General features: G+C 41.0%; 18 protein-coding genes and 2 other annotated features. Of the genes, 9 read left to right on the forward strand and 9 right to left on the reverse strand.

Annotated features, from left to right (window positions below; genetic code table 11):
- Positions 1 to 244: 244 nt before the first annotated feature.
- Positions 245 to 476: a binding site (T-box leader), on the forward strand.
- A gap of 57 nt (positions 477 to 533) precedes the next feature.
- The 7 genes from ACSVI6_RS01500 to ACSVI6_RS01530 all read left to right on the forward strand — a co-directional run bounded on the left by ACSVI6_RS01500 (position 534) and on the right by ACSVI6_RS01530 (position 6206).
- Positions 534 to 1679: a 5-methyltetrahydropteroyltriglutamate--homocysteine S-methyltransferase gene (locus ACSVI6_RS01500; protein ID WP_491720804.1), complete on the forward strand. Its 1146-nt coding sequence runs from the start codon at positions 534 to 536 to the stop codon at positions 1677 to 1679.
- 6 nt (positions 1680 to 1685) lie between these two features.
- Positions 1686 to 1899: a binding site (T-box leader), on the forward strand.
- 58 nt (positions 1900 to 1957) lie between these two features.
- Positions 1958 to 2998 (forward strand): methionine ABC transporter ATP-binding protein, encoded by a 1041-nt coding sequence (locus ACSVI6_RS01505; RefSeq protein WP_491716971.1) that lies wholly within the window; start codon positions 1958 to 1960, stop codon positions 2996 to 2998.
- The gene (locus tag ACSVI6_RS01510) at positions 2988 to 3659 is read left to right on the forward strand and encodes a methionine ABC transporter permease (protein ID WP_491716972.1); all 672 of its coding nucleotides are present in this window, start codon (positions 2988 to 2990) and stop codon (positions 3657 to 3659) included. Before ACSVI6_RS01505 ends, ACSVI6_RS01510 begins: the two co-directional genes overlap by 11 nt.
- A gap of 12 nt (positions 3660 to 3671) precedes the next feature.
- On the forward strand, positions 3672 to 4547 hold the full coding sequence (locus ACSVI6_RS01515; protein ID WP_491716973.1) for a MetQ/NlpA family ABC transporter substrate-binding protein: 876 nt from the start codon (positions 3672 to 3674) through the stop codon (positions 4545 to 4547).
- A 42-nt stretch (positions 4548 to 4589) separates the two neighbouring features.
- Entirely contained in the window at positions 4590 to 5063 is a 474-nt protein-coding gene (locus tag ACSVI6_RS01520) for an S-ribosylhomocysteine lyase (protein ID WP_491716974.1), read from the forward strand.
- Between the two features lie 30 nt (positions 5064 to 5093).
- The gene (locus tag ACSVI6_RS01525) at positions 5094 to 5219 is read left to right on the forward strand and encodes a hypothetical protein (RefSeq protein ID WP_491720805.1); all 126 of its coding nucleotides are present in this window, start codon (positions 5094 to 5096) and stop codon (positions 5217 to 5219) included.
- A 123-nt stretch (positions 5220 to 5342) separates the two neighbouring features.
- Complete coding sequence (locus tag ACSVI6_RS01530) at positions 5343 to 6206, forward strand: NAD(P)-dependent oxidoreductase (protein WP_491720806.1); 864 nt, start codon at positions 5343 to 5345, stop codon at positions 6204 to 6206.
- Positions 6207 to 6516: 310 nt separating this feature from the next.
- Here the strand turns inward: ACSVI6_RS01530 and ACSVI6_RS01535 are convergent, their stop codons facing one another.
- Positions 6517 to 6840 (reverse strand): type II toxin-antitoxin system mRNA interferase toxin, RelE/StbE family, encoded by a 324-nt coding sequence (locus tag ACSVI6_RS01535; RefSeq protein ID WP_491720807.1) that lies wholly within the window; start codon positions 6838 to 6840, stop codon positions 6517 to 6519.
- Positions 6840 to 7115, reverse strand: coding sequence for a type II toxin-antitoxin system Phd/YefM family antitoxin (locus ACSVI6_RS01540; RefSeq protein ID WP_491716978.1), 276 nt, complete (start codon positions 7113 to 7115; stop codon positions 6840 to 6842). Before ACSVI6_RS01540 ends, ACSVI6_RS01535 begins: the two co-directional genes overlap by 1 nt.
- A gap of 817 nt (positions 7116 to 7932) precedes the next feature.
- On the opposite strand from ACSVI6_RS01540, the gene ACSVI6_RS01545 reads away from it, so the two are divergent.
- Positions 7933 to 8103 carry a hypothetical protein gene (locus ACSVI6_RS01545; RefSeq protein ID WP_491720808.1) on the forward strand — a complete coding sequence of 57 codons (171 nt, stop codon included), beginning with the start codon at positions 7933 to 7935 and terminating at the stop codon, positions 8101 to 8103.
- A gap of 72 nt (positions 8104 to 8175) precedes the next feature.
- On the opposite strand, the gene ACSVI6_RS01550 is transcribed toward ACSVI6_RS01545, so the two are convergent.
- The 7 genes from ACSVI6_RS01550 to ACSVI6_RS01580 all read right to left on the reverse strand — a co-directional run bounded on the left by ACSVI6_RS01550 (position 8176) and on the right by ACSVI6_RS01580 (position 17288).
- Positions 8176 to 9435 carry a YhgE/Pip domain-containing protein gene (locus ACSVI6_RS01550; protein ID WP_491720809.1) on the reverse strand — a complete coding sequence of 420 codons (1260 nt, stop codon included), beginning with the start codon at positions 9433 to 9435 and terminating at the stop codon, positions 8176 to 8178.
- Positions 9436 to 9532: 97 nt separating this feature from the next.
- Positions 9533 to 10117 (reverse strand): TetR/AcrR family transcriptional regulator, encoded by a 585-nt coding sequence (locus ACSVI6_RS01555; RefSeq protein WP_491720810.1) that lies wholly within the window; start codon positions 10115 to 10117, stop codon positions 9533 to 9535.
- Between the two features lie 68 nt (positions 10118 to 10185).
- Positions 10186 to 11640, reverse strand: coding sequence for an APC family permease (locus ACSVI6_RS01560; RefSeq protein WP_491720811.1), 1455 nt, complete (start codon positions 11638 to 11640; stop codon positions 10186 to 10188).
- A gap of 20 nt (positions 11641 to 11660) precedes the next feature.
- A complete protein-coding gene (locus tag ACSVI6_RS01565; RefSeq protein WP_491716983.1) occupies positions 11661 to 13004 on the reverse strand; it encodes an aspartate aminotransferase family protein in 1344 nt (447 codons plus the stop codon).
- A gap of 203 nt (positions 13005 to 13207) precedes the next feature.
- Positions 13208 to 14206: a CAP domain-containing protein gene (locus ACSVI6_RS01570; RefSeq protein WP_491720812.1), complete on the reverse strand. Its 999-nt coding sequence runs from the start codon at positions 14204 to 14206 to the stop codon at positions 13208 to 13210.
- 197 nt (positions 14207 to 14403) lie between these two features.
- Positions 14404 to 16452, reverse strand: a complete 2049-nt coding sequence (locus tag ACSVI6_RS01575) for a heavy metal translocating P-type ATPase (protein ID WP_491717270.1) — start codon at positions 16450 to 16452, stop codon at positions 14404 to 14406.
- A gap of 392 nt (positions 16453 to 16844) precedes the next feature.
- A complete protein-coding gene (locus tag ACSVI6_RS01580) occupies positions 16845 to 17288 on the reverse strand; it encodes a CopY/TcrY family copper transport repressor (RefSeq protein WP_491716985.1) in 444 nt (147 codons plus the stop codon).
- A gap of 138 nt (positions 17289 to 17426) precedes the next feature.
- Here ACSVI6_RS01580 and ACSVI6_RS01585 point away from each other — a divergent pair, with 138 nt between their 5' ends.
- A complete protein-coding gene (locus ACSVI6_RS01585; RefSeq protein WP_491720813.1) occupies positions 17427 to 18821 on the forward strand; it encodes a flavocytochrome c in 1395 nt (464 codons plus the stop codon).
- The last annotated feature ends 10 nt before the right edge of the window (positions 18822 to 18831 follow it).

Here is an 18831-nt window from a genome sequence, read left to right on the forward strand (position 1 = left end):
GATTGGTCGATTTAAATCCAAACAGGAATATTTTGATGAGTAATTTAATCATAATTGGAGTTTAAATCCAATTTGAATTTAATTAATTGAAAATATTTTAAATCCCGTTAATAGTTTGTATATCAACGTTGAAAGGGGATTCTGGTTAACCTATTTGGGACTAAATTAAAAAAGAATTAGAAAAACTGTTGACATTCCCAACTAAACTTCGTAGAATGTAATCAATTAATCAAATCGAATTCAAATAAACAAGATGATCAGGAGAGTAACGATTAAAGATGGTTCAGAAAGTCTACGGTTGCTGTGAGTAGACCGATTCGATATTCGTGAAGATGGCCTGTAATTTGGCGGCGTTGATATTTAAACGTCGATGGGGTGGCAACCATTATTCACTGCACACGTTGTTAGACGTTAGTGAGGATATTTGTGTAAACAATTATCGAAATAGAATGGTACCGCGGAAATCCGCTTCTAGTATATACACTAGGAGCGGATTTTTTTATTTGAATTATGAATCGAAGGGAAGTAACAATATGCCAAAATTTAACGGACAACCATTGCACTACGATATTGTCGGAAGTTTCTTAAGACCAAAAGAATTAAAGGATGCTAGAAAAGACTTTGAAAACCATGCTATCGACCATGATCAACTCACCAAGGTCGAAAACGAAGAAATCACCAAGTTAGTTGCCAAGGAAAAAGAAGTCGGCTTAAAGATCGTGACCGACGGAGAATTCCGCCGCAGCTACTGGCACTTGGATACCTTCTGGGGCTTTGATGGAATCAAGCATACCAAGCAAGAACACGGGTACATCTTCCATGATGTTGAAACCAGAAATGATTCGGCCCAAGTCGAAGGGAAGATTAAATTTAACCCGAACCATCCGGACCTAGTTGCTTACAAGTTCCTCTACAACTTGACGAAGGATGACGACTCGATCGTAGCGCGCCAAAGCATTCCTTCTCCAGCGCAACTATATGCAGAACTAGTGCGGGGCCCTGAAAATATCGCTGCCTTGGAAAAGTTCTATGGTAAGGATACCGATGCATTGGTTCATGATGTTGGTCAAGCATACCATGATTTGATCATCGCCCTTTATGAAGTTGGTTGTCGCGATGTGAAGTTTGACGACTGTACTTGGGGGATGCTTGCTGACAAGGACTTCTGGAAGACAATGACCGATAACTATAACGACATCGAAGATTTACAGAAGCTCTACTTACGCTTTAACAACGAAGCACTCAAGGACTTGCCTGATGATTTGCGGGTCAGCACCCATGTTTGTCGCGGGAACTACGCTTCTACTTGGGCTGCGAGCGGCGGTTACCAACCAGTTGCACACACGTTGTTTTCCGAAGAAAACGTTTCAGCCTACTACTTGGAATTTGACGATAGCCGTTCCGGTGATTTCACACCATTAAAGGAAGTTACCCCTGGCAAAGAAGTCGTGTTAGGGTTAGTGACCAGCAAGAAACCAGAATTAGAAGAACCAGCTAACTTGGTTAACCGGATTCATGAAGCAGCTCAATATGTCCCATTGGAAAACTTATCATTAAGTACCCAATGTGGTTTTGCTTCAACCGAAGAGGGTAACCATTTAACCGAAAAACAACAATGGAAGAAAATTAAATTAGTAATCGATACTGCGAATGAAGTTTGGCAAACGGTGCAAAACTAATTCGCATTCACTGAAGGGATGAGTAACTAATTGCCCCCGTCACAGAAAGCTGCGGTTGATGGAAAGCAGTACGGAGGGGTTAGTGAAAATGGTCCTGGATCAATAATCGTTAACGAGCGACTAAGCAAGTTAACGGCGCGTCGAACGCGTTACCAACGAAGAGATGGTGGTCGAACGGCCACTAAGTAGGGTGGTACCGCGTATGAATTACGCCCCTAGGTTCATTAAGTGTGAATCTGGGGGCGTTTTTTAATTGCTAGTAAACGAGGGTGATAAGAATGGCAACAGATGTAATTAATTTCAAAAAAGTTAATAAGTCTTTCGACACCGATGATGGTGTTAACCACGTATTGAAAGACATTGACCTCTCAATTCCGAAGGGCAAAATCTTCGGGGTGATTGGTTACAGTGGAGCTGGAAAGTCCACTTTGATCCGTTGTATCAACGGCTTAGAAAAACCAACCGATGGAACGGTAACGTTCAATGATCAAACGGTCAACGAACTAGACCACAAATCATTGTTGAACCTGCGCAGTAAGATCAGCATGATCTTCCAACAATTCAACTTGATGCCTGGTAGAACGATTGCTGAGAACATCGCATTACCGATCAAGTACCGCGGCTTCTCCAAAGAAGAAGTGGCCAGCAAAGTCCGTAAACTCTTGGACTTAGTCGGGTTACCAGATAAGTATTCCGCATATCCTTCTTCATTATCAGGGGGGCAAAAGCAACGAATCGCAATTGCGCGGGCGTTGATCAATGACCCAGAAGTGTTGCTCTGTGATGAAGCAACGAGTGCTTTGGATCCTGAAACGACTGATTCGATCCTGGATTTATTAAAGCAGTTGAATCGCGACTACGGGATTACGATCATCATCGTGACCCATGAAATGCACGTGATCGAATCGATCTGTGATGACATTGCGGTGTTGGACAAGGGGAGCATCGTTGAACAAGGCAATGTTTACTCGGTCTTCTCTGATCCGAAGGAAGCGTTGACGAAGAAGTTCATCAACACCACTTCGAACCTGAAAATTTCACAAGAACTGGTCGACACGATCAACTTGAGACCTGGACAGAAATTGATCAGATTGAGTTATCGAGATGGTGAGACGGTTACCCCATTGATTTCCGATATTTCACGGAAATTCAATGTGAACGCAAATATCATCATTGGGGATATCAAATTGATTCAAAAGCAACTATTGGGTGGTTTGATTATCGTCTTAGATGGTAAGCAGGCGGATGTTGATTCTTCTGAACAATATTTACAACAACAAAAAGACGTTGAAGTGGAGGTGATTGATAATGCTAGATAAGTATTTTCCAAACGTTGGTGCGAACTGGCAAGCATTTACAGAATCAATCCTAGAAACGATTGAAATGGTGATCATCGCTGGTTTGATATCCTTCGTCGTGAGTTTAGTGTTAGGGATTATCTTAGTGGTTACCCAGTCTGATGGGATTGCACCCAATCGGGTCGTCTGGAACATTGTGGATAAGTTGATCAACCTCTTCCGATCGATTCCATTCATCATTTTGATCGTTGCGTTGATTCCACTTACGACCGCGATTTCTGGAACTGCGATTGGGGTACGAGGGACCATTTTCCCACTGGTAATTGGGATCACGCCCTTCTTTTCCAGACAGATTGAATCAGCATTGAACGATACCGATTCTGGTTTGGTTGAAACTGGTGAAGCGATTGGGTTGACCAATTTCCAAATCATCAAGTCGATCTACTTACACGAAAGTATTTCAAGTTTAACCAGAATGACCACTACGACCATCGTGAGTCTGGTCGGGTTGACCGCCATTGTCGGAGTTGTTGGTGGTGGGGGCTTAGGAAACTTTGCCATCCAATATGGTTATCAACAAAACCAATTCGACGTAACGTTGGCATGTATCATCGTGTTATTGATTATCGTAACGATCGTCCAAATTTTAGGAACATTAATATCTGAAACATTAAAACATTAGGAGATGGCATAAATGAGCAAGAAGAAAAAATTACAATGGACATCCTTAGGGATTGTCGGAGTATTAGTCGTTATTTTAGGATTCGTGATTTTCTCAGGAAAGGGAAATTCCAATTCAACTAGTTCTAGTTCTGATGGTGGCAAGACCAAGGTCGTGAATGTCGGGGTTACTGGTTCGACCGATATTCCAATCTGGAAGGAAATCAACAAGGAATTGGCCAAGGAACATATTTACGCCAAGGTCAAGGTCTTTAGTGATGGGGATGCGTTGAATCAAGCAACTGCCAACGGGCAAATTGATATTAACTCATTCCAACACTATGCATTTCTAAAGCAAGAAGAACAACAAAAGCATTATAAGTTTGCTGTCATTGGTCAAACATACATCCAACCATTGAACATCTACTCCAAGAAGATCAAGAGCGTTAAGGACCTCAAGGATGGCGATAAGATCGCAATTCCAAACAACCCAACCAACGCTGGACGGGCTTTGAAGGTGCTTGAAAAGGCCGGTTTGATCAAGACTAATCCTAAGAAGGGTTACTCCCCAACTTTGACTGACATCACTAGCAACCCTAAGCACCTTAACATTATTGAAGTTGACCCTGCTGCCATCTTGAAGTTATTACCAAACTTTGCAGCTGGAATTACGAATGCTAACTACGTTCAAGCTAACCACATGAATCCAGCTAAGGATTCCATTTTCCAAATCGCACCTGATATTAAAGATCCATACAACAAGCCTTGGATTAACATTTTGGTAACACGGGAATCAGAAAAGAACAACGCTACATTTAAGAAGGTGGTTAAAGCATACAATTCTAAGGCAGTTTATGATTTAATCAAGAAGGAATACCAAGGCGTTGATGTTCCAGCATTTAATTACTAATTTGATAAGTTTAAATTTTAAAAACAGGAAGGTTGATTATTTATGGCTAAAGTAGAAAGTTTCACACTCGATCACACAAAGGTTCATGCTCCATACGTTCGTTTAATTACTGAAGAAAAGGGTGAACACGGCGACGTAATTTCCAATTACGACCTCCGCTTAGTTCAACCAAATGAAGAAGCAATCCCAACCGCTGGGTTGCACACCATCGAACACCTCTTGGCAGGCTTGCTTCGTGACCGCCTTACTGGCGTGATCGACTGTTCACCATTTGGTTGTCGGACTGGTTTTCATTTAATCACTTGGGGTTCACATTCCACTGAAGACGTTGCCAAGGCATTGAAGAGCTCCCTAGAAGAAATTGCTAACAACGTTGAATGGAAGGACGTTCAAGGAACAACTGCTGAAAGTTGTGGAAACTGGCGTGACCATTCACTTTTCTCCGCTAAGGCATGGGCAAATACGATCTTGGATCAAAAGATTAGCACCGACCCATACGTTCGGAAAACGATTTAATTAGGCTAATTTAACTGAGGAGGGATCGGCATGGCACTTTTTGACAACTACATCGTTCGCGCAATCTTACTGGTGGGTTTTTGGGTGGCATACCTGGCCCTCGTTAAGTTCGCGTTTCGCAAGAAATCATCGGATCAAAAATATAAGCATAAGTAAAAAAGATGAACTCGTCACGAGATGGCGGGTTCATCTTTTTTTGGTTTGAAAGCAGATTGATTGAAATTAATGAATTTGAACGCATATAATATGGGCATCAAATAAATTAAAGAGGGCGTTCAAATGAAAATTGGATTTATTGGGACTGGAGTGATGGGAACTGGGATGGTTCTCAACTTACTCAAGCATGATTATGACGTAACCGTTTATAATCGGACGAAAGCACATGCTGAAACCGTTATGAATGCAGGTGCTAAGTGGGCAGATACCCCCAAGGCATTAGCAGCTGAAGTCGACGTAGTGTTGACGATCGTTGGGTTCCCACAGGATGTTGAGGAAGTATACTATGGCGAAGACGGGTTATTTCAATCTGCCAAGGCGGGCCAAACGTTGATTGAAATGACCACCAGTAAGCCGAGTTTGGAAGTTAAAATTGCTCAAACTGCTGATTCCAAGGGAATTAAGACCCTGGATGCACCAGTTTCTGGTGGTGATGTTGGTGCTAAGAACGGGACGCTGACCATCATGGTGGGTGGTGAGCAGGCTGTTTTTGACGAAATGAAGCCAGTTCTAAGCGCGATGGGGAGCAATGTGAACCTGTTTGGCGACCATGGCAAGGGGCAACACACTAAGATGGCCAACCAAATCATGATTGCCGGAACCATGACTGGATTATCTGAGATGTTGGCCTACGGGAAGGCGGCCGGGTTGGACCTGACCGCGTTGGTCAAGACCGTTTCCCAAGGTAGTGGGGACAACTGGAGCCTGGATAACTACGGGCCACGGATTTTAGAAGGCGACTTCAAGCCTGGGTTTGCGGCGAAGCACTTCTTGAAGGACCTTCGGATTGCTCTGCAGGAATCCGAAAAGATGGATGTGCCACTTCCAGCAACTGAGCAGGCCAAGTCACTCTACGAAAAGGTGGTCGATCAAATGAACCTGGGCAACGATGGAACCCAGGGGTTGGTGAAGTTGTATGAGAAGTAAGATGAATTAATAAAACGCAGAAGGATATAAATTGACTTTCTAATCAACGAAACTATATCATATAGAGAAATAAAGAGCCCTGATTGTAGTCAGGACTCCTTAATTAGCAAGCTGCTTTAAAAGCAGTGGCTCAGTTAGATATTAAACAGCATTAGCCGCTCACATCACTTCGCCAAAAGCTTGGGGCGGCTTTTTTGTTACTTTCGATCGTTGAACTACACGAATATATTATTGTTTTGATTGTAACTTGCTAGTGATTGGTTTAATTAATGCTTACTAATTAATAGTGTAACTGTTAATTTTTATTAAATTAATTATCACCAAACATTTCATCATGAGTACCAATGTTGATAGCAGTTACAATTAAATCACCATAGTTAATAGAATAAGTTACTATAATATCATTTAATGGATTTGATTTACCTCCCTTAGGAGTATCTCTAATGTGAAATTCTCTGTAATCGCTTAGTTGGTAAGATAACTGATGATCATTGAATTCCTCTGGCAAACTATTCATATCTAAAAGTACATCAATGGCATCACGAACTTCGCTAACTATTGATCTATCAAGCTTAGCCAGCTTTTTAAGGTTTCGGTTAAACTCGGGGCTAGGTCTAAATCTTAATTTTGCCATTAAAACTGATTCCAGTACTCATCATTAGATTTAACAATCGGATCAGGAGCAATGATTCCCTGGCGAATTAATTGGTCACGCGCAATGGCATGCATTTTTGTATCTGGTTCTGATTGAGCAAACTTTTCAAGCCAATTTAATTTTTCCTGACTTACCACTGCAATCGATTTATTATTACTTCTAGTTACATAAATAGTTTCATTTTCATTATTAATTTGATCTAAATATTTTTTTAGTTCATTTCTAAAGTTGCTTTGGGTAATAGCTAGCGTCATTTTACCAGTCCTCCTTGTGGATTGTTTATAGTAATTGTACGTTATTTAGTACATTGATTCAATTGATAGTTATTTTATTTGCTATTTAAAATCGAAACATTTAAATTGACTTTCTACTCAGCGAAGCTATATCATATAGATAAATAAAAGAGCCCTGAGTGCAATCAGGACTCCTTAATTAGCAAGCTGCTTTAAGAGCAGTGACTCAGTTTAACAAGAAATTAAATAGAATTAGTCGCCCGCTTCACTTCGTCAAAAGTCTGGGGCGGCTTTTTTGTTACTTTCGATCGTTAAAATACACGAACATCGTAAACAACAACGATAGTTCTTGTATCAACAATGATAACGCTTGGTAAGCGTTCATCGTAACTAACTCGTTGCCTTCCATTAGATTTATGATGCATAAGCATCACCTCCAATCAAAGTCCGAGCCACCGCCCTCAAAACTAAATGCTAATTGAAAATAATTATACCATATGTAAATATTGAATTAGATCAAAACTTTTAAATTGACTTTCTACTCAACGAAGCTATATCATATAGATAAATAAAGAGCCCTGATTGCAGTCAGGACTCCTTAATTAGCAAGCTGCTTTAAGAGCAGTGACTCAGTTTACAAACAACTATAACAATTAGTCGCCCGTATCACTTCGCCAAAAGCTTGGGGCGGCTTTTTTGTTTCGCCAAAAATCATACGATTTATATAAAAATTCCTATCGTTAGAACTATGTTAAACTATTATCATTACACTACAAAGGAATGATTAATAATCAACTATTTTAAAAGCATTGCCATCATCATTTCATACCTCATCCTATTGGTTGGAGTGATTATGGTTAGCGTCGGCTGGTCACTATTTAAATTCCGTGCCCTTAGAAATAAGCCAGCCTGGGATGGATGGGGTGGCAAGGTACTGAAAGCTGGAATTTGGGTATTGATTCTCGGTTTGATCTTAACTGGGGCATCGTTATATTTACTTGGCAATTAAAATTAAAAAGCGTCCACAAGTTATTTTTACAAACTTGTGGACGCTTTTTGGATTGTATCAGGTTAATTAATTTTAAATACTTGGTGCGTTATCTTCCTTCCGTCTCAAGATACTTGAGAGGTAGATTAGACCTGCAGCCACAATTCCAATAATCAAGATTACCCATACCGCAGGGGCCATTGTTGCAGATCCGCTTTGGTAGTAAAGGGAGTTGTTGAACATTTGGAGACTGAAGCGTAGTGGCAACCAACTGTAGATGAAGGTTCTGTAGAATGAACCCAGCATTTCTGGAGCGTAACTCATCATTGAAGTGGAGAAGATCCAAACCACAATTAGAATTGGCCAACCACCTAACCCGGTCCAGTCTAGAACTGTGGTTTGAATTAGGTAGAATACGAACATGTTGAAGAATAGCAATAGAATTGCCTGGCTAACATTCGGGAACGGAACGCCGTATGCGCTGAGCAAGAAGTAAATGGTAAATGATAGTACAACCGACATAATTGCACCAGATAACATTTGACTGTTAATTTCAGAAACTGAGAAGTGGCCATCTGGACTAGCCTTCTTGTGTTCACGCCATAGTAGAATTGCTGGCACCATAGAACCAAACCAAGCGAGCACTACGAGTAGCATTGGAGCAACACCATGGGCACTTTTACTTGGAATCTTATGAACAGTGGTCGTTTTTACATTAATCGAGTTGTTGACGGCAGCCCATTGAGCGGCAGTTAATGAAACGTTCTGCTTGGCAAGTGCAGCTTGTTTTTGTTGAGTCACCCGTTGGTTCAATGCTTGTCCCATGTTTGTAAGGGCAGTGGTTAAAGTGTTAGCAGCAGTCGCGTTCATCCCTTGGTTAATGATGACGTTAATTTCAGCAGCTGCAGGCTTGTTACTTAATTCAGCGGTAGCAGCTTTCAGTTGAGCTTGCATTTGTGCTGGGAGAGTCGTCTTTTGTTGAGCAGCAGTGAGTTTTTGACTGATAACCGTTGCCTTCAAGTAATTTTGTTGACTAGTTAAGTTATCATCAAAATTATTCTTAATGACCACTGCCCCGTAGTACTTCTTATTCTTAAAGCCATCTGTTAGCTCTGACTCATTCTTGACCTTGACCCACTTAATTGCAGCGGATTTTTTATCAAACTTTTTCTCCAACTGACTTTTAATTTTATTACTGGTCGTGCCGTTTGAACTATCTACCAATGCGACTGGAAGTTGTTTCATCTTCATGGTGGTATTGGTACCAACCTGTGCGACTGAGAATAGTCCAAGGACTACGATCATTAAAATGACGTATAGCCAGAATGCTTTACTCTTAATAACTTTGAACATATTAATGATCCCCTTTGAATTAATTTAAGATTCTATATACTATCTTAAATTATTCTAAAGGTGATTCAATCATCAATTTACGATAAATGTCTTATTTTCAAAACAAATTAAAAATCCCTTTGTTGGTCACAATGTTAATAAAGGATAAAATTTGTTCTTCACTATACTGGGGCTTACTCAACCAAAGTTTAATGATCCCAACTAATCCCGTAGCGTGATAGCTACAAATTAAATCAATTTCTGAATCAGAACGATTGGGATTGATTTCTCTTATGGAATTTTTAACCATATCAAATAGCTTATTTTCAAGACGGTCGTGAAAGCCGCTTTGTGATCTGGGGCTAATTAAAATGCTAAGGTTATGCTGATCATTTGCAAAAATATCGAAAATGCCACGGATGTTATCTTCATCAAATAGGGAATGGGTGGTTTGAAAATGATCAATTATTCGATAACGTTGCTGTTCTAATTTTTCAATCATTTGATCTTCATAGAATTCAATTAACGCTTCCTTATCAACGAAGTAGCGATAAAAGGTACTGCGGTTAACGCCGGCTTGGTTAACAATATCATTGATGGAAATTCGATTTAGCGGGCGCTTGGTCAGTAATTCTAAGGTTACATCAATTAGTTTAGTTCTAGTTTGGTTGGCCTTTTTTTCGTAAACTCCGATAGTGATCACATCCTTAAATTTAAATTATACACAAAAAGACCACCACATTAAAAATGTGATGGTCTTTATCGATTTAACTATTTAACTTCTTCGCTAGTTTCTTGATCCCGTTGATCAGGAATTGCTGAATTAGCATGTGAGATACTGTAAGTGAAGTAAATGATTACCCCGATGATGAACCAAACGACGGAGTAAACCTTAGCTTCGTAATCAAGCCCTAAGAAGATGGCGAGTGAACCCAAGAAACCAAGGGCAGGGAAGATTGGGTAAAATGGTGCCTTGAATGGAGCAACTGGCAAGTCCTTACCTTCACGTCTTCTAAGTGGGTACATTGCAAGGGATACGAACATGAATGCGATCAAAGTCCCAGTTGAAATCAATTCAGCCAAGAATGTGAATGGGAAAACCCCACCCATGACGATTCCAACGATTGTGATAATCCAAAGGGCAACGCTTGGCAAGTGGTTCTTGTTAAGCTTACCAGCAACCTTAGGAAGCATCTTGTCACGACCAAATGAGTAGATCAAACGTGAACCAGCCATCATCATGGCGATCAATGCAGTGAACATTCCAAGAACGGCAACTGCAGTAACAACTGAAGAAATGATTACGTGACCTTGTTGTCTCAATGCCCAACCAACTGGTTCAGCATTGTTAGCGTAGTTAGTGTATTTGAACATTCCAACCAATACTAATGAAACAAAGACGAAGAAAATCGTACCGATGATCAATGAACCAATGATACCACGAGGCATTGTCTTCTTAGGGTTCTTAGCTTCAGCAGAGTTAGAAGCAATTGAATCAAACCCAATGTAGGATAGGAAGATGGTTGAAGCACCAGCGTAGATTCCTTGCCAACCACCAAAATCAGTTCCTGGCTTATTAGCAGGAATAAATGGAACGTAGTTTTGCGCCTTAATGGCAGTAGCACCAACCACAATAAACGTAACGATGGCAAGTAACTTAAGTACAACCAATAGGTTAGCAACCTTAGAACTCTTATCATCACCCAAGAATAGGATGAAAGAAACGATTGCAACGGTTAGGACGGCAATAATATCAACGACCCCACCGTTAGTTCCTAGTCCATATGCGAGGGAGTTAGGTAATTTCCAACCTAATGGTGAAATTAATCCCTTCACATTGGCGGAGAGCCCAGATGCCACGAAGGCAACGGCAATTAAGTATTCAGCTAGCAACGCCCAACCGACGATCCAGCCCCAGAACTTTCCAAACACCACGCTGACCCATGAATAAGCGGATCCGGCAAATGGTAATGATGACGCCATTTCAGCATAGTTTAGGGCAACTAAACCAGCAACGATGGCAGCAACTAAATATGAGAACACAACCGCTGGACCAGTATGTAGCGCAGCCACAATTCCTGGAAGCGTAAAGATTGAAGTGGAAAGGATGGTCCCAAGTCCTAATGCCAAGAAATCCTTAACGGTTAGCTTCTTTTCGAGGGCCTGATCCTTCTTTTGATAAAAGCGGAAGTCCACTTTTTCATTCATTTTTTTCCAAACAGACATACACAAAACTCCTTTTATTTTTACCAGCCAATGCCTTTCAAGGCCGCTGAATCTTTAATTATACCATTCTTTAAATCATTCATGGCATGTTTTATAATTTCTAATCCTTCGTATAGTTCTTCCTTAGTAATGACTAACGGAGGTTGGAACCTTAAAATATTACCGCGAACGGTAATCATTAACGCTCCTAGTTCAAAAATGCGATAAATTAACTTAGTTGCTGCTTTATCATCTGCCTTTCCAGTATTAGGGTCAACGATGTTAATTCCACCATTTAAACCGTATAATCGTACGTCCCCGATGAAATTGAATTGCTTTTTTAAGTCTTGGAAGTACTGTTCGGCATATTGACCGAGTTCATGACTTCTTTCAACGAGGTGCTCTTCTTCAATAACATCTAAAGTAGCAAGAGCTGCTGCTGCTGAAACCGGATTTCCAGCAGTCGTATAAACATTCCCAGGGGTTCCTAATGAATCCATAATTTCCTTCCGTCCCACTACGGCACTGAGTGGTAATCCCGAAGCAATTGACTTACCAACTGCAATTAGATCGGGATGGATATCTGGGAAGTGGTCAATTGACCACATTTTACCAGTTCGGCCTAACCCTTGGTTAACTTCATCGATTGCTAATAAGATGCCATTTTCATGGGCGAACTCAGCTACCTGTCTCATGTATCTTTCTGGGACCTTAGCAAATCCACCATCACCTTGAATGGCTTCGATTTCAATTAACGCTGTTTCATCAGCGGGTAAGTAAGTGTCAAATGGTAATTTAAAGGCTTCGAACATTCGATCGATAAATTCGTCTTCAGTCTCACCTTCATGTTTGTACCAAGGACTAGGGAAGGGCACCTTTACAACACCAGGTAACAATGGCCCGATTTTTCTAGTCATGTTTAAGCTCACGCCTGATGTTGTAATGGAACCATAAGTAGAGCCGTGATAAGCACCGGTGAAGCTAACTATGTATTGACGTCCTGTATAGGCTCTCGCAAACTTAATGATTGCGTCGTTAGCATCTGAACCTGAATTTCCCCAGGTAACCTTAGCAGCCCCCTTGATCGGCGCAATTTCAGCCAATCTTTTTGCAAGCCTAGTTTCCGGTTCGGTCGCAAAGTAAGCGGGGGTATACTGAATTAGCTTAGCAGCTTGATCTTGAATGGCTTTTACAACTTTGGGATGGGAATGACCAGTATTAGTGGATGATGCGCTGGATAATAAATCAATGTATTTATTACCGTCAGCATCCGTTAAAATGGCTCCCTGACCAGATTTGATAACGATGTCAAAGTATTTAATTCTGGAAGCTTTTGCGTAATATTTACGCTCCTCTTTTGTTAAATGCTTATTTTCGTTTGCCATGTGAACAACTCCTTCATTAGTTTTATCAATTTAGATGTGATTAAAATTAAAATTGATAATTGATTCTAATTAGTTTTTAATTATATATGGATTTATTAAAATGTCAAATCGAGATTGAGTGATGGACCTTGATAACTTACTAAAATAAAAGGGCTGAAGCGCAATTGCTTGCGACTCAGCCCGTTTTTTATATTTAATCATATTTAATTGTAGTAATTACCAAATTCCATTGCCATATATAAATCATTAGTACCAGCAGCATGATAAAAACTAATCCCGACTTCCTTATTATTTGAATCCATGTCATTGACGTAGTGACCATGTTCATTACCGTCACCATTTTCAGGACCCTCAGCTTGAAAGGCAGTGATAATTTTGTTGCTAACAGAAGCGGGGGTATCACCGCCAACGTAGAAGGACTTCCCCAGATTTTCAGCAAGGAAAGTAGAGTGCTTATTAATATCAAGGCCTAGTTGTTGTGCATCATCATATGCAATTAGGTTGTTGTTCGCATCCCGATGATTGAAGTTAGATGCAATTTGTTGTGCCCGCATTTGAGCAATCTTAGTTAATTGGTCATTGATCGTTAGTGAAGCAATCCCTGAAGCATTTCTAATTGCGTTAAGTTGGTTGAGTGCTGATTGAGAAATTGCGGAAAGGGTATTAGGATCGTCCCAGTTAACGCCACTTTGATTCATTAAACTTAAAACGGTACTACTTGGGTTATTGCTAGCTGCGTTACTGTAATCCATGTTAGGGATTGCAGTGGATGCATTCGGATCGGTATTGGTTGTCTGATTTGTATCCGTTGATGGATTGCTATTCGTGTTTTGAACTGCGGTAGATGTTTTTGTTGTATTAGTGCTTGAGTTTGTTTTTTTCTTAACGGTAGTTGTCTTAGTTGTGATCTTATTAAGAGTACTTAATTTGAACCAGCCGACTTTATTACCATTTTTAGTGAGGAGTGCGTATTTGACCCCATGAACCGAAGCAATCGATGCCGATGAGAATGACCCAGAGAGCTTGTAATTGCTTTTCCCCTTTACCTTTTTAGAGGTGGGTAAACTATTGTACATGGTTGTTTTTTTAACTTTTGATTGGTATGTAATCGTTTCTTTTGCTTGAGCACTTTCAGTTACTTTAAAGCTGGACAAAGTTACAAATGCTAAAATGCTGGTAATTAAAAATTTATGATTGCTCATACAAAGGACCCCTTAATTATGAAATATTATATTGGATTAACAAACTTAGTATAACGTATTTTAAATCTAATTTCGAAATTTTTTAGAACATAAAAAAAACGAAGCCATTTAATTGGCTTCGTTTTTATCGATATATCCAAACGTCCTTGTCAATATCTATCCTAACCCTTTTTTATTAAACATCAAGTAAAAGCAACTTATTTTTCGATATGCAGGGTCATTGCATTGATGGCAACGATCACCGTACTCATTGACATTAAAATTGCTCCAACCATCGGGCTTAGAATGATTCCAGCAAATGCTAAGATACCAGCGGCTAATGGGAGGGCGATAATGTTATATCCAGCTCCCCACCAGAGGTTTTGGACCATCTTATCTTCAGATGATCTAGCGAGTTTCAACAGGGCGATGACATCCTTTGGATCGCTATTAACTAAAACAACATCGGCTGAATCAATCGCAACGTCAGTCCCAGAACCGATCGCAACTCCTAAGTTAGCCTTAGCCAAACTGGGGGCATCGTTGACCCCATCACCAATGAACATGACGGCACCAGCTTGTTGATACTTGGTAACTAATTTTTGCTTGTCTTCTGGCTTCAAATTAGCTTCCACCTTAGTGATACCAAGCGTTTTGGCAACCTTATTCGCAGTTTGCGCATTATCACCAGTCAACATTACAGGTTGGATATTTTGGGAAATCAAGTACTTGACCATCTTATCTGAATCAGGCTTGATTTGATCACCTTCAGCAACTAGGGCAAGAGCTTTACCATTAGCAACTAAATAACTAACCGTATTCCCCTGTGAAGCAACTTGGTTGAATTGTTGTTCATCAAATTGAATCTTTTGTTCAGTGAGGTATTTACTAGAAACCACTTGGTAATCCTGGCCATTAATGGTTGCTGATAATCCAGCACCAGTAATTTGCTTAACGTTCTCGGCACTTTCTAGCTGCAACTTCCGTTCCTTAGCAGCTGCTAAGATCCCACTGGCTAACGGATGGCTAGAAGTTTGTTCGGCACTAGCAATCAACTTAAGGGCATCGTCATCTGAAAGTGAATCAGAAAGACTCTTTACCACGTTGACCTTGAATTGCCCCTGGGTTAGTGTCCCAGTCTTATCCATTAGTGCATATTTTAACTTCTTGGTTCCTTCCAATGCATCCCGATTTCTAATCAATAATCCATTGGTAGCCGCAAGGGCTGTCGTCCGTGAAACGACCAGTGGAATTGCCAGCCCCAATGCATGGGGACATGCAATAATTAAAACGGTAACGGCAGTGGTAGTGGCAAATGAAACACCACTTACGAAGCTCCAAATCAGCCATGCAACAATGGCGATGGATAATGAAGCGTAAAAGAGGTAGCCAGACACCTTATCAGCAAGGTTTTGATTCTTCGACTTACTGTTTTGGGCGCTGGAAACTAAGTCCTTTACCTTGGAAAGGTAGCCAGAATCACCAGTCCCTGTAACCTTGAATTGAATACTACCATCATCATTGGTAGAACCACCGATCACTTTATCATTGACATTCTTGTCAACACTTCTGGATTCACCAGTAACTAGCGATTCGTTGACCTTACCACTACCATCGATAATCACACCATCGGCTGGAATTTTTTCACCAGCTTTGACTAACACGATGTCGTTATTTTTTAAGTCATTTAATGAAATCGCCTTAAAGCTACCATCAGGTTGCTTCACACTGGCGGTGTTAGGCAATAAATTAGAAAGTTTATCAACGGCGGAGCCAGCATTCATGATCGTATTCATTTCGATCCAGTGCCCCAATAACATGATGACGATCAGGGTAGCTAATTCCCAAAAGAAATTGCTGACCATCGTGCCACTATTAGATAAATTATTGTGAATCACTGAATAAAGGCTGTAAACATACGCAACCGAAATCCCCATTGAAATTAATGACATCATGGCGGGTTGTTTCGATTCTAATTCACCCTTAGCACCACTAAAGAATGGCTTGCCACCATAGAAGAATAAGATGGTCCCTAAAATGGCAACGACCCAATCCGATCCCTTAAAGAAGAACTGGAAGGGCAGCTTCATGCCCATCATTGGTGACATGATCAAAATTGGAATCATTAAGACAAAGGAGACCCAGAACTTTTGTTTTAGATTTCCCATGTTCATCATGTGGCCACCATGCATCATCATCATTCCGCCACCGCTCATGTCCATGCCTTTCATATCATGGTGACCATGACCCATGTCCATGCCTTTCATATCATGATGACCGTGATCCATGTTCATGCCTTTCATATCATGATCACCATGACCCATGTCCATGCCTTTCATATCATGATCACCATGACTCATGTCCATGCCCTTCATATCATGATCACCATGACCCATGTCCATGCCTTTCATATCATGGTGACCATGACCCATGTCCATGCCTTTCATATCATGATCATCGTGATTCATTTTCATACCGTGGTGGTCTTGATCGTCATTACCGCTGTCTTCTGAATCCTTGTCATCATGGTGTTGATGGTCGTGGCTGCAGTGCTTATGACCATTTTCATCAACCGTACAGCAGCTATCATGCTTATCATCATGGTGCATCTTTTGCATATCCTTATCATTCATTTTCATACCATTCATCTTATCGTCTTTCATTCCATGTCATCTCCACATCTCATGTATTGATCATCTAAACAGTTACATTGAACCTTATCGGGAGCCGTTTTCTTCTTTTCGTTCAATTTATCGATTAACATTTGGATATCATCCTTGCTGATCGAAAAATTATCGATAATCGTCCCGACTTCTTTGCCCACTTTCATCTCACACATGTTATTGAATAAGTCGACTGAAACAGCATTCATGGCATCCTTTTCACTAATGTTTGGTGAGTAGATGTATCCACTGCCGTTCTTTTTAGTGTTCAGATAGTTTTTATTCTTGAGCCGAGTGATTAACGTTTTGGTAGTTGACGGCTTCCAGCGGTTCTGTTTTTCCATTTCATCAATGATGCTTCTGCTCGTACACTGCTTTAGCGTCCAAACGATTCGCATTACGCACCATTCAGAATTAGTAATACTAACTGTATCATTCACCATATCACTTCCTTTATCGAACTGCTCTACGGGTATAATATACCATTTCGGTTTACATGTGTAAACAAAAACGCTCAATCAGCAATTTGAATCAATTTATGATTAAATGGAATTAATAATTACGCAGGAGGAATTTTAATGGCAAAGTTTATTTTTAATCCCAATCCAATCGCAGAACTTGCTAATGAGTACGATTTGATCGTGATTGGTTCTGGATCAACTGGGTTGGTCGCTGCATTACAAGCATATGAGTTGGGGTTACATCCAGTGATTTTAGAAAAGATGGGTCAACTCGGTGGGAATACCAATCGGGCATCATCAGGGATGAATGCTGCCGAAACTGAGGTGCAGTTAAATCATCACATCGTGGATAGTTTTGATGCTTTTTACAACGATACCTTTATTGGCGGGGACAAGCAGAACAACCAAGCGATGCTGCATTACTTTACAACGCACGCGGCATTGGCAATTGACTGGCTCGCCGACCATGGAATTAAATTGGATGATGTTACGATCACTGGCGGGATGAATACGAAGCGGACGCACCGTCCTAGCAGTATGGCCCCAATTGGTAATTTCTTAGTCACTTCGCTTTTAAAGTTGATTGAAAAAGCCCACATTCCAGTTTTTAATCAAGTCACCGTTCAAAAATTGATTAAAGATGCTGATAAGGTGACTGGGGTGGTTGCAGAGCTAACCGATGGATCCCAAAAGCAGATTAACGGATCTGCCGTGATTCTGGCAACGGGGGGGTTTGGCGCTAGCAAGTCCGTTATTGCAAAGTATCGGCCCGACCTCGTTCACTACCGCACCACGAATCAACCTGGGGCGACTGGCGATGGGCTCAAATTAGCAACCGATATTGGAGCGGCCCTTGTTGACATGGATAAAATTCAAGTCCATCCCACCGTTCAGCAGGATAACGACCATGCCTTTTTAATCGGTGAGGTGGTGCGCGGAGAGGGAGCAATTTTAGTTGATGCGAACGGGAAACGGTTCGTAAATGAGCTAGCGACCCGAAAGAACGTTACCGCTGCAATCAATGGGCTGGCGGATAAGAGTGCCTATCTAATTTTTGATCAGGGAGTTCGTGAACAGGTAAAGGCAATTGAATTTTACGACTCAATTGGGCTGGTGGAACATGGCCCTAGTTTAGCCGAACTAGCATCAAATATCGGCGTTGATCCAGAAACGTTGCAATCAACCGTTGAACAATGGAACCACGCGGTCGTAAATCATTTCGATGAATCATTTGGGAGAAGGACGGGAATGGAGCGGCAATTGAGCCATGCCCCATTCTTTGCGATCCACGTTGCCCCAGCGGTTCATTACACGATGGGGGGCTTAAAGGTCAATCAACTGACCCAGGTGCTGAATCACGATGGGCAGCCAATTGCAGGATTGTTCGCTGGTGGCGAAGTAGCCGGTGGTTTACATGGTGATAACCGAATTGGTGGGAACTCGATTGCAGAAACCGTCATTTTTGGTCGTCAGGCAGGGCAACAAGCGTATCGCTATCTTCAACATGATTAAACAAAAAACC

Source organism: Nicoliella sp. ESL1106 (assembly GCF_058509965.1).

Excerpts from the sequence above, each read along its gene's own strand:
- ACSVI6_RS01570 (WP_491720812.1), bottom strand. The coding sequence starts at position 14,206 with ATGAGCAATCATAAATTTTTAATTACCAGCATTTTAGCATTTGTAACT.
- ACSVI6_RS01520 (WP_491716974.1), top strand. The coding sequence starts at position 4,590 with ATGGCTAAAGTAGAAAGTTTCACACTCGATCACACAAAGGTTCATGCT.
- ACSVI6_RS01500 (WP_491720804.1), top strand. The coding sequence starts at position 534 with ATGCCAAAATTTAACGGACAACCATTGCACTACGATATTGTCGGAAGT.
- ACSVI6_RS01530 (WP_491720806.1), top strand. The coding sequence starts at position 5,343 with ATGAAAATTGGATTTATTGGGACTGGAGTGATGGGAACTGGGATGGTT.
- ACSVI6_RS01540 (WP_491716978.1), bottom strand. The coding sequence starts at position 7,115 with ATGACGCTAGCTATTACCCAAAGCAACTTTAGAAATGAACTAAAAAAA.
- ACSVI6_RS01535 (WP_491720807.1), bottom strand. The coding sequence starts at position 6,840 with ATGGCAAAATTAAGATTTAGACCTAGCCCCGAGTTTAACCGAAACCTT.
- ACSVI6_RS01550 (WP_491720809.1), bottom strand. The coding sequence starts at position 9,435 with ATGTTCAAAGTTATTAAGAGTAAAGCATTCTGGCTATACGTCATTTTA.
- ACSVI6_RS01585 (WP_491720813.1), top strand. The coding sequence starts at position 17,427 with ATGGCAAAGTTTATTTTTAATCCCAATCCAATCGCAGAACTTGCTAAT.
- ACSVI6_RS01565 (WP_491716983.1), bottom strand. The coding sequence starts at position 13,004 with ATGGCAAACGAAAATAAGCATTTAACAAAAGAGGAGCGTAAATATTAC.
- ACSVI6_RS01515 (WP_491716973.1), top strand. The coding sequence starts at position 3,672 with ATGAGCAAGAAGAAAAAATTACAATGGACATCCTTAGGGATTGTCGGA.
- ACSVI6_RS01505 (WP_491716971.1), top strand. The coding sequence starts at position 1,958 with ATGGCAACAGATGTAATTAATTTCAAAAAAGTTAATAAGTCTTTCGAC.
- ACSVI6_RS01560 (WP_491720811.1), bottom strand. The coding sequence starts at position 11,640 with ATGTCTGTTTGGAAAAAAATGAATGAAAAAGTGGACTTCCGCTTTTAT.
- ACSVI6_RS01575 (WP_491717270.1), bottom strand. The coding sequence starts at position 16,452 with ATGAAAGGCATGGACATGGGTCATGGTCACCATGATATGAAAGGCATG.
- ACSVI6_RS01525 (WP_491720805.1), top strand. The coding sequence starts at position 5,094 with ATGGCACTTTTTGACAACTACATCGTTCGCGCAATCTTACTGGTGGGT.
- ACSVI6_RS01510 (WP_491716972.1), top strand. The coding sequence starts at position 2,988 with ATGCTAGATAAGTATTTTCCAAACGTTGGTGCGAACTGGCAAGCATTT.